The following is a 13,456-nucleotide window of genomic DNA, read 5'->3' on the forward strand; positions in this document are numbered from 1 at the left end:
ACCCGCAGTCACTACGCGAAGCTGAGCGGCCGCCAGGCCGACCGGTCCCTGGCCGTGCTGCGCACCGGCGCCGGAGGGAGGCCCCGTGACCGCCGACGCGACGGGACGTGCGGACCGCGCGAACGGTGCACGCGGCGCCCGTCCGGACGAGCGCCCGGGCGAGGGCCGGGCACCGGCCGTCCGGCCGCGGTCGGCGCGGGAGGCGTACCGCGACCTGCTGCCCGGGCTGATGCTCGCCGACGAGCGGCTCTACTGCCTCGACAGCGACACCGGGCTGTTCGACCGGGACGCCTTCGCCGCCGTGTCCGGCCGGTACCTCAACCTCGGCATCGCCGAGCACAACCTGATGGGGACGGCCGCGGGGCTCGCCGCGAGCGGCCGGATGCCGTTCGTCACCACGATGGCCACCTTCGCGGCCACCCGCGCGCTCGAATTCATCAAGATCGACATCGCGTACAACGCGCTGCCCGTCCGCATCGTGGCCACCCACGGCGGGCTGGCCGCCGGGCACCTGGGACCGACCCACCACGCGCTGGAGGACCTCGGCATCATGCGGATGCTGCCGGGCTTCACCGTGGTCGTCCCGGCCGACGCGCGGCAGGCGGAGGAGGCGGTCCGGCAGAGCCTGGCGCTGCCCGGGCCCGTCTACATCCGGCTCGGCCGCGGCGCCACCCCGGACCTGGACGGCGGACGGCCCGCGGCCGCCCCGTTCGAGATCGCCCCGTTCGAGATCGGCCGGGCCCAGTGGCTGCGGCCGCCCGGCGACGTGGCGATCATCGCGTGCGGGCCGCATCCGGTGCTGGCCGCGCTGCGCGCCGCGGACCTGCTGGACGCGCGCGGCGTGCGGGCGGCCGTGCTCAACGTGCACACGCCGCACCCGCTCGACGCGGACGCGGTCCTGGCGGCGGCCGCGGGCACCCGGGGCGTCGTCACCGTCGAGGAGCACTGGCGCACGGGCGGGCTCGGCGGCGCCGTCGCCGAGACGCTGGCCGAGCGCGCGCCCGTCCGGGTGGCGCGTATCGGCATGCCCGCCACGTTCGCCGAGCGGGCGGGCGACCAGGAGCACCTGCTCGACCGGTACGGCATCACGGCCGACGCGGCCGTCGCCGCGGCACTGAAGCTGTTCGGCGGAACCCATGGAGGTGGTACGGATGACCCTTGCCTGTCCCGAGTGTGAGGGCCCGGTGCGGCTCGCCGAGCCGGTCCGGATGAGCGAGATCGCCCAGTGCGCGGACTGCTCCAGCGAACTAGAGGTGATCGGCCTGGATCCGGTGACGCTCGAACTCGCCCCCGAGATCGAGGAGGACTGGGGAGAGTGAGGCCGGTGGCCGTGCTCGCCTCCCGCGTCCGGTACGAGGAGAAACGCATCTTCGCCGCCCTGGAGCGCCGCGGGGTCGCCTACGCGCACGTCGACACCCGCCGGTTCTGCGACGAACTCGGCGCCGAACCGGGCGGCGAACCGGGCGCCGGGCCGGCCGTGGGCGGCGGTTCCGGGTACGCGGCGGCGCTGAACCGGGAGATCTCCCACAGCCGCGCCCTGTACGCGTCGCTGCTGCTTGAGGCCCGCGGCGTCCCGACCGTCAACACCTCCGAGACCATCACCGTTTGCGGCGACAAGCTGCGGACCTCGCTGCTGCTGCGGCGCGCCGGGGTGCCCGTCCCGCGCACCGCGGTCGCGCTCGCCCCGGAGGCGGGCGCCGACGCCGCCGAACGGCTGGGCTTCCCGGTCGTGGTCAAGCCGCTGGCGGGTTCCTGGGGACGGCTGGTCGCGGCCGTCCACGACCGGGACCAGGCGGAGACCGTCCTGGAGCATCGGGCCGCCCTGCCGACGCCGCAGCAGCACATCGTCTACCTGCAGGAACTCGTCGACAAGCCGGGCCGTGACGTCCGGGTGATCGTGGCCGGGGACGAGGCGGTCGGCGCGACCTACCGCTACTCGGACGGCTGGCGGACCAACGCCGCCCGGGGCGCGCGGTCGGTGCCGTGCCCGCTCACCCCGGACCTGGCCGGGCCGGCGCGCGCGGCCGCCCGCGCCGTGGGCGGCGGCGTGCTGGGCGCGACCTGGTCGAAAGCCCCGGCGGGCCGCTCGTCCTGGAGGTGAACCACGCCGTCGAGTTCCGGGGGTTCCAGGACGCGCACGGCGACGCCGTCGACGTGGCCGACGCGATCGTCGCGCACCTACTGGACGCGGCGTCCCGCGACGGCGCGGGCCCCGAGCCGCCGACCGCGGCCGGGGCGACGGCGGGCGCGCGGCGCGGGGAGGCGACGTGATCCGCGTCGGCGTCATGGGCGCCGCCGGATACCTGGGCGGCGAACTGCTGCGGCTGCTGCTGGGGCACCCCGGGGCGACGGTCGCGCAGGCCGTCTCCACCCGCTTCCCGGGCCGCCGCGCCGACTCCGTCCACCCCAACCTGCGCGGCCAGACCGACCTGGTGTTCACGGCGCCGGACGAGCTGGACACCTGCGACGTGCTGCTGACCGCCACGCCGCACCGGGCCGCCATGACGCTGCTGCCCGAGGTGCGGGGACGGGCGGGCACGGTCATCGACCTCTCCGGGGACTTCCGGAACCCCGACCCCGCGGTGTACGAGCGGTACTACGGCGTCCCGCACGCCGCTCCCGAACTGCTCGGCGCGTTCGTCCCCGGCATCCCCGAGCTGTACCGCGCCGAGCTGGCCGGGGCCGACCTCATCAGCGTGCCGGGGTGCGCGGCCACCGCCGCGACCCTCGCCCTGCTCCCGCTGGCCGGGCTGGTCCGGCCGGACGTGCAGATCGACGCGCGCACGGGATCGAGCGGCTCCGGGGCGCGCGCCGGAGCCGCCAACCTGCACGCCGAGCGCAGCGGGGCGATGCGGGTGTTCGCCCCGGTGCGGCACCGGCACGAGGCGGAGGTGTCCCGGCTGACCGGACTGGACGCCCGGATGACAGCCACCGGGATCGAGGCCGTGCGCGGGGTGCAGGTCGTGTGCCACGCCACGGGGACGTCCGACGAGAAGACGCTCCGCCGCGCCTACCGCGAACGCTACGCGGACGAGCCGTTCGTCCGGGTCGTCGCCCACCGGACGGGCGCGCACCGGCTGCCCGATCCGAAGCTGCTGTCCGGGTCGAACTTCTGCGACGTCGGCTTCGCGGTGGACGGCGACCGGATCACCGCGATCGCGGCCCTGGACAACCTCGTGAAGGGTGGTGCGGGCGCCGCCGTGCAGTGCCTCAACATCCGCGCGGGCGAGCCCGAGACCCTGGGCCTGGGGTTCCCCGGCCTGCATCCCGTCTGATGGGCGTCACGGTGGTGAAGTGCGGCGGCGCGGTGCCGCCCGGGCCGGTGTGCGCGGACCTCGCCGGTCTCGCGGGCCGGGTCGTCCTCGTCCACGGCGGCGGCCCGGAGGTCGACGCGCTGGCGGGGGAGCTGGGCGTGCCCGCCCGCACCCTCGTGTCGCCGAGCGGCGTGACCAGCCGCCACACCGACCCCGCCATGCTGGAGGTGGTCACCCTCGCCCTCGCGGGACGGGTCAAGCCGCGGCTGCTGCGCGCCCTCGCGGCGTCCGGCGTCCCGGCGGCCGGGCTGACCGGCCTCGACGGCGGGCTGCTGCGGGCGCGGCGCAAACCCGCGCAGCGCACCGTCCGGGACGGCCGCACCGTGCTCGTCCGGGACGACCACAGCGGGCGCCTCACCGGCGTGCGGCCCCGGGTGCTGCGGGTGCTGCTCGACGCCGGGTTCGTCCCGGTGGTGTCGCCGCCCGCCCTGGGCGAGGACGGCTTGCCGGTGAACGTGGACGCCGACCGGGTCGCGGCGGCGGTGGCGGGCGCGCTCGGCGCCGAGCGGCTGGTCCTGCTGACCTGCGCCCCCGGCCTGCTGCGCGACGCGGCCGACGAGGCCACCGTGCTGGACCGCTGCGCGCTGGCCCCGGACGGTCCGGTGCCGTACGCGGCGAGCGGCGGAATGCACCGCAAGCTCATCGCCTCCCGCGAGGCCCTGCTCGCCGGCGTCCCCCGGGTCTCGGTCTGCGACGGGCGCGCGCCCCGTCCGGTCACCGCGGCCCTGGACGGCGCCGGCACGACCCTGGAGATCACATGATCACGCCCGTCGATCTGCTGCACGCCATGCTGGACATCCCGTCGCCGTCCGGCCGCGAGGACGAGCTGGCGCGCTTCCTCGAGAAGACGATGAACGACCTCGGCATGGCCGCGTACCGCGACGAGGCCGGCAACGTGATCGGCGACATCGGCACCGGGAGGGGGCCGGTGGTGATGCTGCTGAGCCACCTCGACACCGTCGACCGGCCGCTCCCGGCGCGCCGCGACGGCGACCGGCTGGTGGGCCGGGGCGCCGCGGACGCCAAGGGCCCGCTCGCGGCGATGATCAGCGCGGCGGCGGCGAGGCCGCGCCCCCGGCACGATCCGGGTCGCCGGGGCGGTCGAGGAGGAGCGGCTCTCGCGGGGCGGCGAGCACCTGGCGCGCACCGTCGCGCCGCCCGACGCGCTGCTGGTGGGGGAGCCGAGCGGCTGGTCGCGGGTCGTGCTGGGCTACAAGGGCAAGATCGACATCGGGTACCGGGTGACGCGCCCCGCGACGCACTCCACCAATCCCGTGCCGAAGGCCACCGAGGTCGCGGCGGGATTCTGGCGCGACCTGCTGGACGAGCTCGGCCCCGAAGCGGGCCACGGCGCGGGCCACGGCGCGTTCGGGACGCCCGCGGCGACCCTGCGCGGCGTCCGCGGCGACCTCACCGAGGCCGTGCTCGACATCGACTGCCGGGTCCCTCCCGGGTTCGACGTCGACGACCTGGTCGCGCGGCTGCGCGCGTGCGCGAACGGCGGCGAGATCACCGTCGTCCGGTACATCCCCGCCGTGCGCCGCGACCGGTCCGACCCGGTCGTCCGCGCGGTCACGACGGCGATCCGGCGGCACGGCGGCAGGCCGCGGCCGACCCTCAAGACCGGCACGTCCGACATGAACACCGTGGCCCCCCACTGGAACGTGCCGATGGCGACGTACGGCCCCGGCGACAGTTCCCTGGACCACGCCGACGACGAGCACATCGAGATCGGCGAGTACCTGCGGGGCGTCGACGTGCTCACCGCGACCCTCGACGAACTCGCCGCCGCGCTGTGATCCCGGACGGACGGCGCGATCCCGGCCGACGGGCCCTGCCCGGCCCGTCCGCTACTCGGAGGACACCATGCACCTGACCCACATCGTTCATCGGGCCCTGCAGCTCGCCCCGGACGAGCCGGTCACGGCCTACGGCGACCGGTTCCGCACGGCGCGCGAGCAGGCCGACCGGGTGGCCCGCCTCGCCGGAGCGCTGCGGGAGCGCGGGGTGCGCGACGGCGAACACGTGGGGATGCTCGCCCTCGGCTCGGACCGCTACATCGAGTTCTTCCTGGCCGTGGCGTGGGCGAACGGGGTGTTCCACCCGGTCAATCCCGCGTGGAGCACGGGAGAGATGATCTACGCGCTGGCCGAGTCCCGGACGGAGATCCTCTTCGTCGACGACGCGTTCCTCGATCGGCTGGCGGAGATCAGGGCGGCGTGCCCCGATCTGCGCGAGGTCGTCCACGTCGGCGACGGGCCGCCGCCGTCCGGAATGCCCGGATTCGAGGGGCTGATCGCGGGCACGGAACCGGTCGAGGACGCCCGCCGGGGCGGCGAGGCCCCGGCCGGCGTCGTCTACACCAGCGGGACGACCGGACGCGCCAAGGGCGTCGTGGTAAGCCACGCCGGGCTCGTCCACCAGGCGCTGATCCTCCCGGCGAGGGTCCCGTGCCACGGGAAAACCGGCGGGCGCATCCTGATCACGTCGAACTTCTCCTCCATCTCCATGCTGGTCACCTGGCTGATCCAGGGGATGTGGGGCGGGCTCACCGTCGTCCCGCGGACGACCGCCGTCGACGGGCTCGTCGACGCCATCGAACGCCACGGGGTCACCCACGCGCCGTTCGCGCCCGGCACGATGCAGCAGATCGTCGACCGTCCGGACATCGCGGCGCGCGACCTGTCCAGCGTGCTGAGCATCGCCTACGGCGCGGCGCCCATCACCGAGGCGCTGCTGACCAGGGTGATGAAGGCGTTCCCCAACGCCGCCTTCCACCAGTGGTACGGCATGAACGAGTTCGGTCTCGCCACGCTGCTGCCGCCGGAGGACCACCGCGCGGGCCGCAAGCTGCGGTCGGCCGGGCGGCCCGCGCTCGGCGCCGAGGTACGGCTCGTCGACGACGCGGGCGCGGACGTGCCGCGCGGCGGGGTCGGGGAGATCATCGTCCGCACCGGCGCGATGATGCTCGGCTACCTGAACAAGCCCGAGGAGACCGCGCGGACCGTCCGGGACGGGTGGGTCCGCACCGGCGACGGCGGATACCTGGACGACGACGGCTACGTCTTCATCGTCGACCGGATCAAGGACGTGATCAACGTGGACGGCTGGAACGTCTACTCCACCGAGGTGGAGCAGGCGATCGCGGCCCATCCCGCCGTGGCCGCCGTCGCGGTGATCGGCGTCCCCGACGACAAGCCGGGCGAGAAGGTGCACGCGGTCATCGTGCTCAAGCACGGCCGTACCGCGAGCGAGGAGGACATCCGGCGGCACTGCGAGCCGTTGATCGCCTGGAAGACTCCCACCAGTTGCGAGTTCGTCGACGCCCTCCCCCTGTCGACCACCGGGAAGGTCCTCAAACGCGAACTCCGCGAGCCGCACTGGGCGGGAATGGACCGCCAGGTCAACTGACCGCACCCCCAGGTCGTCCCCGGCAAGTACATCGGAACGTCCCGCTCCGGAGGTTTGATGTGTGGACCAAGAAATGCGTCCGCGAATTCGATCACATTGAGGCGGTGGCCCGGAACGGCGGGCGGGTCGTGACGCTGTTCAGCGGCGGGCTGGACAGTTTCTATCTGCTGTGGCGGCTCAGCCGCCACCCCGACCTGGAGGTGTACGCGCTGTCGGTCGGCCTGGGCGGCGACGCCGAGTACACCGACGGCGCCGCCGGGGCGGCGCGGCTCGGAGCCCGGCACGTGCTCGCCGACCACGCGACGGTCTTCGCCGACGAATTCGTGGCGCCCGCCATAGCCGCGCAGGCGTCCTATCTCGGCATGCACCCCGTCAGTTCCTCGCTGAGCCGCCCGCTGCTCGCGCGCGCGGCGGTGGAACTCGCCGGAGAGATCGGCGCGCGGGTCGTGCTGCACACCGCGAACAGGTCGCAGAACAGCCTGCGGAGGTTGAACACCTCGATCGCCGCGCTCGGCTTCGACGGGTATTTCGGCAGCCCGTACGAACTCGAGCGATCGGCCGCGACGACAAACGGGCCGCGCTGAAGGAGGCCGGCTTCCCGCATTTCGCGGACCGCTCGCACAGCGGGGATTCCAACCTGTGGTGCAGGGAGTTCGAGTCCGGCCTCCTGGACGACCCCGAATGGTTCCCGGTCCCCGAAGACCTCTACACCTGGACGTCCGCCGCGCCGCCGGAACGTCCGGAGAAGGTGGTGATCGACTTCGCGGGCGGCCGGCCGGTCGCCCTGGACGGGAAGCCGGCCGGGCTGTGCGAGCTGATCGGGGCGCTCAACCTCCGGGCGGGCCGCTACGGCCTCGGCCGCTATTCGGGCCTGGAGCACATCGACAGCGGCGAGAAGGTCCTGGAGGTCCGGGAGATGCCCGCCGCCTGCCTGCTGCTCCACGCCTACCGGCAACTGGAGAGCGCCACCGTGCCCGCCGAGACCATGCGGGAGAAGCTGTCACTGGAGCAGGCGTGGACCAGGGAGGCGATCGAGGGCCGCTGGTTCGGCTCCCTCCGGGCGGCCGCCCAGGCGTTCGTCATGAGCGTCGCCGAGCGGGTGACCGGCCGGATCACCTACCGGCTCGACCGGACCGGGATGACGGTGCTGTCGGTGGAGGCCCGCGACCCCCTCTACATCCGCGACCGCGACGCGTGGGAGCGCGACACGGCCCGGTCGTCCTGCCACTTCTCCACGGCCTGATGCCGCGGGGCGCGGCGACCGAATCCGACGTTCGAGGCGAACCATGGAGGTACGGGATGTCCGAGGAGTACCGGCGGCGCGGCTGGTGGCGGGACGAGACCTTCCTCGACGACCTGCGGCGGCACACGCGGGAACACCCGGGCAAGGCCGCGGTCGTCGCCCGCCGTACCGGCGCGGGGGACCGCACGCTCGACTACGCCGAGCTCGGCCTGCTGACCGACCGCTGCGCCGGGGCCCTGATCGAACTGGGCGTGCGCCCCGGCGACACCGTCGCCGTCCAGCTCACCAACGGCTGGGAACTGGCCGTGCTCGCGCTGGGCTGCCTGCGCGCCGGGGCGCGGATCTGCCCGCTCCTCCCGGTCTACCGGGAACGGGAGTTGGCGGCCTACCTCCGCCTGACGGAATCGCGGGTCTTCGTCACCCTCGCCGAGTTCGGCGGGGAGGCGCCGGGCGCGCTCGGCCTGCGGCTCGCCGCCGAACTGCCGTCGCTGGAACACGTCGTGGTGTCGGGCGAACGGAAAACCCCGGGCGTCCACGACCTGCACGAGTTCTTCTTCGACACCCCGTGGGAGAAGACGCGCGAGGCGGATCTCCGAGGCCGGGAACTCGGCCCGGACGAGCCGTACCTGATCCTCTTCACCTCGGGTACCACCGGTGAACCCAAGGGCGTCCTGCACAGCCAGAACACCCTGTACGCGCCGATCCGCGGCGAGGCCGAGGTCTTCGACCTGGACGGCACGGACATCGTGACCATGGTCGCGTCCTACACCCACTACACCGGGTTCGTGCGCGGGATGCTGCTGCCGCTCGCGCTCGGCGGCACCGCGGTCTTCCAGGACTCCACCGACGGCGCCGCCATGGCGGACCTCGTCGCGGATCACGAGGTCACCTACCTGTACGCCCCGCCGCACTTCCTGCGCCCCCTCGTGGACGCCCAGCGCGCCGAGCCGCGCGACCTCGGCGCGCTGCGCCGGGTGGTCGGCGGGTCCGCGCCGATCCCGGCACCGCTCGTCCGGGAGGCCGGCGAGGCGTTCGGGCGGCCGCTGTTCTCGCTGTGGGGCATGTCCGAGAACGGCGCGGTCACGATCAGCCGCCCGGACGACCCGGCGGACTGGGCGGCGCACAGCGACGGCAGCCCCATCGCCGACATGGAGTTCCGCATCGACCCGCTCCCCGGCCGGGAGGAGACCGGCGTGCTGTGGGTGCGCGGCCCCGCCCAATGCCTGGGCTACCTGCGGCGGGAGGAACTGTACGCGTCGTTCTGCGACGAGGACGGCTGGTTCGACACCGGCGATCTGGCCCGCCACGACGGGCGCGGCGGCATCCGCATCACCGGCCGCGCCAAGGACACCGTCTTCCGGAACGGGTTCTTCGTGCCGACCACCGAGATGGAGGAGATCCTCGCCCGGCACCCCGCCGTCGACGAGGCCGCGGTGATCGGGCTCCCGGTCCTCGGCGGCGCCGACCAGACGATCTGCGCGGTCGTCCGTCCCGCCCCGGCGGACGACCGGATCGGGCTGCGGGACGTACGGGCGCTGCTCCGCGACGCCGGGATGACCGCGTTCTTCTGGCCGGAACGGCTCGAATTCGTCGATGCCCTCCCCAGAGCGGCCGCCACCGGCAAGGTGCGCAAGGTGGAACTCCGAGAGAGATTCGTCTGACCGGGCCACGGTCCGCTCGTCGCCGCACGCGACCCAGGTCGGGAACGGAGCCCCGGAGGACTTCTGGGCACCGGTCCGTGAAGCGGCGAGGCCGCCGCGACTCGTCTCAGGCGGATCCGGCCTGCTCGCGCAGCGTGTTCTTGAGGACCATGCCGGACGCGTTGCGGGGGAGGGCTTCGACGATGCGCAGCCCGGTCGGCAGCTTGTACTTCGCCAGCGAGGCCGACGCCCACTCGCGGAGGTCGGCGATGTCGAGGGAGGCGGCGGTGTCGCGGAGGACGGCGAAGGCGATCGGCGTCTCGCCCCAGACGGGATCGGGACTGCCGACGAGCGCGACCTCGGCGACGTCGGGGTGGTCGGCGAGGACGTTCTCGACCTCGGCGCAGTAGATGTTCTCCCCGCCCGAAATGATCATGTCCTTGGCCCGGTCGACGATGGAGACGAATCCCTCCTCGTCCACGCGGACGAGGTCGCCGGAGTGGAACCAGCCGCCCCGGAATGCCTCGGCCGTCGCTTCCGGGTCGTTCCAGTAGCCGAGCATCATTCCGGGACCGCGGTAGACGATCTCGCCGACCTCCCCCGGCGCCACGTCCGCCATGTCCGCGTCGACCACGCGGACCGTGACGGTGGCGACGGGGCGGCCGACCGAGCCGAGCTTGCGGATCGCGTCCTTGCCGTGCAGGACGCAGGTGATCGGCGACATCTCGGTCTGGCCGAAGAACGCGACGTTCATCGCGGCGGGGAAGGTGTCGGCCATCCGGCGCAGCAGGACGTCGGTCGCGGGCGCGGCGCCCCAGCCGAGGACGCGCAGCCGTCCGAGGTCGCGGTCGGCGACGCCGGGCTCGCCGCACAGCGCCTGCCACTGGGTGGGGACGAGGAAGACGCTGGTGACGGCTTCGCTTTCGAGCACGTCCAAGATCTCGCCCGCGACGAACGGCCGGGTCGGATGGATCACGATGGTGCCGCCGACGAAGAGCAGGGGGGCGATCGTCCCGACCGCGGCGATGTGGAACAGCGGCGAGGCGATCAGGCCGACCTCGTCCTCGTCGACGTACTGGAAGCTGCGCATCAGCGTCAGCGCCTGCGCCTGCAGGTTGAGGTGGGTCAGTACCGCGCCCTTGGGACTTCCGGTGGTTCCGGACGTGTACATGATGAGTGCCGGAGCGTCCTCCGGGACGTCCGGCATCGGGGCGGCGGGCCGGGTCTCGCCGAGCAATGCGGAATAGGGTTCGAAGCCCTCGCAGCGGGCTCCGATGGCGACCGTCAGGGGGGCTTCGCCGCTCTCCTTCAAGGCGGCGGCGATGATCGGTGCCCCCAGTTCGTCCCCGACGGCGATCTTCGCGCCGGAGTCGGCGAGGATGTAGGCCGCCTCGGGACCGGTGAGACGGAAGTTGATCGGCACCGCGATCGCGCCGAGCAGGTTCGCGGCGAGGACGATCTCGACGAACTCGGGCCGGTTCCCCGTGACGAGCGCGACCCGGTCGCCGAACCCGACGCCGCGGGCCGAGAGCCCCTGCGCCAGCGCGTGGACGCGGTCCCGCAGCTGCACCCACGTCGTGGTCGACCCGTCGAACCGGATCGCCGCGCGGTCGCCGAGGGTCGCGGCGTGCCGCTCCAGATGGTTCGTCCAGTGCGATCGCCGGGCGAGATGGGGCTGGTCGGTGCGCTTGGTGTCCACGTGGAATGTCGCCTTTCGGGTGCGCTCCGGTCGTTCCTATCAGACGTTGCTCAGCGATCGACATGCGCCGTGACGACGGACATGGCGTGGTCGAACAGGGCGGCCAGCACGGCCTGCTTGTTCTCGTAGTGGTGGGAGCGCGGGCACCGTCACCCCGACCTCGCGCGCGATCGTCCGGACGCTGGTCGCGTCGAATCCGTGCTCGACGATGTGCGCGAGCGTCACCCGCAGGATCGGCGGCAGCGCCAGGGACGGGTAATGCCTCCAGCCGGTCTCGCCCGACGGCGTCGCCGCGACCGCATCCGCCGCGCGAAGGCACCGGGACGGCGAACGCGGCGATCATCAGGACGATCCGAAGGGCCGGGCCGCGCGTCGGCGGGTCATTCGGCCTCGGCCGCTTCCAGCACGGGGACGGAGGACGCTCGTCGGGCGGGCAGGGCGGAGGTGGTCAGGGTCACGGCCGCGGCGCCCGCGGTGATCAGGGCGTAGACCCACCAGGGCGCGTCGGGCCGGATGAACGAGCTGCCGGTGGCCAGGTGGATCAGGCCGACGGTGCCCACGGCGACGCCGAGGCCGAGCAGGGTGCCCAGGACGACGACGGTCGTGGCCTCCCAGCGCACGATGGCGCGGATCTGCCGGCCGGTGGTGCCGACGGCGCCGAGCAGCCCGAACTCGCGCCTGCGTTCGGTGACGCTCATCGACACGGTGGTGGCCGTGCCGAACAGGGCGAGGAGGAGCGTCATGGCGATGAACCCGTAGATGACGGTGGTGCCCTCGGCGAACGTCGCGGATGCCAGGCGCGCGTAACCCGTGCGGTCCAGCACCTCCGCGCCGGGAATGCCCGCGACGGCCCGTTCGCAGGCCCTGGTCGGCGAACAGGTGGGAGGGGTCGTGGTACGCGCCGGCGATGGTGAGCGTGATGTCGCCGTGCCTGCCGCGCACGACGATCCGCCCGCCGGGCTTGAGGCCGTGGGCCTCCATCACGGCGGAGGGCAGGCCGATCTCACCGGGCGCGAGCGCCGGGAGGCCGCCGCCCAGCTCCAGCACCTCGGGGAGGGTGTGCTGGTCGGCCCCCGTGACGGCCAGGTGCAGGGGGCCGGGCTTTTGGTCGGGGGTGCGGGGGCGCGGCGGCGGCGACACCAGCCTGACGTCGGTCGTGGTGAGGGCGGACGCCCGTGTCACGCCGGGGACGGGGGCGATTCTCCCGGCGAGGTCGCGGGGCAGCGGGCGTAGCCCGTCGGGGGTGCGGTCGGTGGTGGTCACCGCGTGGTCGGCTCGCATGACCTGCGTGCTCGCCTCGTCGAAGCGGTCGTTGGCCGAGATCGTGATGATGACGGCGGTGGCGGCCAGGGCGACGCCGAGCATCAGCGAGGAGGCGGCCGCCGACACCCGCTGCGGGCTGCGGGTGATGGTGGCCCGCGCGAGCCGTCCGGCCTCGCCGTTCAGCAGCGTTCCGAGACTTCCGACGAGCGCGCCGGCCGGATCAGGATGTCGGCGACCGTGCCGCTCAGCACCGCCCCGCCGAGCGAGGCGGGCAGGCCCAGCGCCAGGGCTTCCAGCCTGATCAGCGCTTTGATCTGCGCGGGCGTGGCGCCGATCGCGCCAAGCAGGGCGAGGCGGCGGGTGCGTTGGCGGAGCAGCCCGCCGAAGGCGCCGGCGACCACGAACAGCCCGACGAACGTCGCGACGCCGGTGAGCATGCCGATGCCGCCGCCGATCTCCGCGCCCCGTCCCGCCGGTCCGGCGGCCTGGGCGTCGCGGACCTCGCCCGCTACGCGGACGGTGGCGGCGCCGCCGAGGGTCCGTTCCAGTTCGTCGCGGAGCCGGTCGGCCGGGACGCCCGGCCGTGCCTTCACCCAGACGCTCTGCCACGTGCCGGCGGGGAGCCCGGCGGCGCGGCGCACCGTCTCGGGCGCCGCGAGCAGCAGGTCGCCCGAGGCGACGCGCCGCGCCCCCGCACGCTCACCACGCCCACGATCTTCATCGTCCGGGTGTGCCGCGGCAGCCCGACGGTGACGGTGTCGCCGGCATCGAGGCGTCCGGCCTCGGCGAGGTGCCGGGTGACGGCGACCTCGCCGTCGGCGGCGGCGCCGCCCGGACTCGGTCCGGTAGGGGCTCAAGCCGGGGGCGGCGACCCAGGGCCGCAGCA

Annotated in this window: 15 protein-coding genes and 1 pseudogene; 11 read left to right on the forward strand and 5 right to left on the reverse strand. The window is 74.1% G+C overall.

What is annotated here, in order from left to right; all coding sequences use genetic code 11:
* The first annotated feature begins 85 nt into the window (after positions 1 to 85).
* Genes BJF79_RS32190 through BJF79_RS32210 form a run of 6 tightly spaced genes read left to right on the forward strand, consistent with a single transcriptional unit; the run spans position 86 to position 4,075 of the window.
* Entirely contained in the window at positions 86 to 1,177 is a 1,092-nt protein-coding gene (locus tag BJF79_RS32190; protein ID WP_075903087.1) for a transketolase family protein, read from the forward strand.
* Complete coding sequence (lysW, locus tag BJF79_RS32195) at positions 1,152 to 1,319, forward strand: lysine biosynthesis protein LysW (RefSeq protein WP_075903089.1); 168 nt, start codon at positions 1,152 to 1,154, stop codon at positions 1,317 to 1,319. The genes BJF79_RS32190 and lysW overlap by 26 nt, the downstream gene beginning before the upstream one ends.
* Positions 1,316 to 2,101 (forward strand): RimK family alpha-L-glutamate ligase, encoded by a 786-nt coding sequence (locus tag BJF79_RS32200; RefSeq protein ID WP_262402848.1) that lies wholly within the window; start codon positions 1,316 to 1,318, stop codon positions 2,099 to 2,101. Before lysW ends, BJF79_RS32200 begins: the two co-directional genes overlap by 4 nt.
* Positions 2,098 to 2,271 carry a hypothetical protein gene (locus BJF79_RS62560; protein WP_262402849.1) on the forward strand — a complete coding sequence of 58 codons (174 nt, stop codon included), beginning with the start codon at positions 2,098 to 2,100 and terminating at the stop codon, positions 2,269 to 2,271. Before BJF79_RS32200 ends, BJF79_RS62560 begins: the two co-directional genes overlap by 4 nt.
* The gene (gene argC, locus BJF79_RS32205; RefSeq protein ID WP_075903093.1) at positions 2,268 to 3,275 is read left to right on the forward strand and encodes an N-acetyl-gamma-glutamyl-phosphate reductase; all 1,008 of its coding nucleotides are present in this window, start codon (positions 2,268 to 2,270) and stop codon (positions 3,273 to 3,275) included. The genes BJF79_RS62560 and argC overlap by 4 nt, the downstream gene beginning before the upstream one ends.
* Positions 3,275 to 4,075: a [LysW]-aminoadipate kinase gene (locus BJF79_RS32210; RefSeq protein WP_075903095.1), complete on the forward strand. Its 801-nt coding sequence runs from the start codon at positions 3,275 to 3,277 to the stop codon at positions 4,073 to 4,075. The genes argC and BJF79_RS32210 overlap by 1 nt, the downstream gene beginning before the upstream one ends.
* Here BJF79_RS32210 and BJF79_RS62565 read toward each other — a convergent pair.
* A complete protein-coding gene (locus BJF79_RS62565) occupies positions 4,068 to 4,271 on the reverse strand; it encodes a hypothetical protein (protein ID WP_262402850.1) in 204 nt (67 codons plus the stop codon). The two genes, BJF79_RS32210 and BJF79_RS62565, sit on opposite strands and share 8 nt — an antisense overlap.
* A 113-nt stretch (positions 4,272 to 4,384) precedes the next feature.
* Here BJF79_RS62565 and BJF79_RS32215 point away from each other — a divergent pair.
* From BJF79_RS32215 to BJF79_RS32230, 5 genes and pseudogenes are all read left to right on the forward strand, one after another.
* Positions 4,385 to 5,113 (forward strand): annotated as a pseudogene (locus tag BJF79_RS32215) (M20/M25/M40 family metallo-hydrolase); the annotation flags it as partial.
* A gap of 67 nt (positions 5,114 to 5,180) precedes the next feature.
* Positions 5,181 to 6,725 (forward strand): class I adenylate-forming enzyme family protein, encoded by a 1,545-nt coding sequence (locus tag BJF79_RS32220; protein WP_075903097.1) that lies wholly within the window; start codon positions 5,181 to 5,183, stop codon positions 6,723 to 6,725.
* A 59-nt stretch (positions 6,726 to 6,784) separates the two neighbouring features.
* Positions 6,785 to 7,309 (forward strand): argininosuccinate synthase domain-containing protein, encoded by a 525-nt coding sequence (locus BJF79_RS57475; protein WP_262402851.1) that lies wholly within the window; start codon positions 6,785 to 6,787, stop codon positions 7,307 to 7,309.
* The gene (locus BJF79_RS57480) at positions 7,306 to 7,968 is read left to right on the forward strand and encodes an argininosuccinate synthase domain-containing protein (protein ID WP_262402857.1); all 663 of its coding nucleotides are present in this window, start codon (positions 7,306 to 7,308) and stop codon (positions 7,966 to 7,968) included. The genes BJF79_RS57475 and BJF79_RS57480 overlap by 4 nt, the downstream gene beginning before the upstream one ends.
* A gap of 56 nt (positions 7,969 to 8,024) precedes the next feature.
* Positions 8,025 to 9,629 (forward strand): AMP-binding protein, encoded by a 1,605-nt coding sequence (locus BJF79_RS32230; protein ID WP_075903099.1) that lies wholly within the window; start codon positions 8,025 to 8,027, stop codon positions 9,627 to 9,629.
* 106 nt (positions 9,630 to 9,735) lie between these two features.
* Here BJF79_RS32230 and BJF79_RS32235 read toward each other — a convergent pair whose 3' ends face one another.
* The 4 genes from BJF79_RS32235 to BJF79_RS62570 all read right to left on the reverse strand — a co-directional run.
* Entirely contained in the window at positions 9,736 to 11,307 is a 1,572-nt protein-coding gene (locus BJF79_RS32235) for an AMP-binding protein (protein WP_075903101.1), read from the reverse strand.
* Positions 11,308 to 11,346: 39 nt separating this feature from the next.
* On the reverse strand, positions 11,347 to 11,532 hold the full coding sequence (locus tag BJF79_RS32240; RefSeq protein ID WP_262402852.1) for a TetR/AcrR family transcriptional regulator: 186 nt from the start codon (positions 11,530 to 11,532) through the stop codon (positions 11,347 to 11,349).
* Positions 11,533 to 11,687: 155 nt separating this feature from the next.
* Entirely contained in the window at positions 11,688 to 12,131 is a 444-nt protein-coding gene (locus BJF79_RS32245; RefSeq protein WP_075903103.1) for an ABC transporter permease, read from the reverse strand.
* Positions 12,132 to 12,749: 618 nt separating this feature from the next.
* The coding region (locus BJF79_RS62570; protein ID WP_262402853.1) for an ABC transporter permease at positions 12,750 to 13,456 on the reverse strand (707 nt) is incomplete at its 5' end.

The organism is Actinomadura sp. CNU-125 (assembly GCF_001942465.1).
Taxonomy (GTDB): Bacteria; Actinomycetota; Actinomycetes; order Streptosporangiales; family Streptosporangiaceae; genus Spirillospora.

Coding starts and splice junctions, on each gene's coding strand:
- BJF79_RS32210 (WP_075903095.1), top strand. CDS start 3,275: ATGGGCGTCACGGTGGTGAAGTGCGGCGGCGCGGTGCCGCCCGGGCCG.
- lysW (WP_075903089.1), top strand. CDS start 1,152: ATGACCCTTGCCTGTCCCGAGTGTGAGGGCCCGGTGCGGCTCGCCGAG.
- BJF79_RS32230 (WP_075903099.1), top strand. CDS start 8,025: ATGTCCGAGGAGTACCGGCGGCGCGGCTGGTGGCGGGACGAGACCTTC.
- BJF79_RS32220 (WP_075903097.1), top strand. CDS start 5,181: ATGCACCTGACCCACATCGTTCATCGGGCCCTGCAGCTCGCCCCGGAC.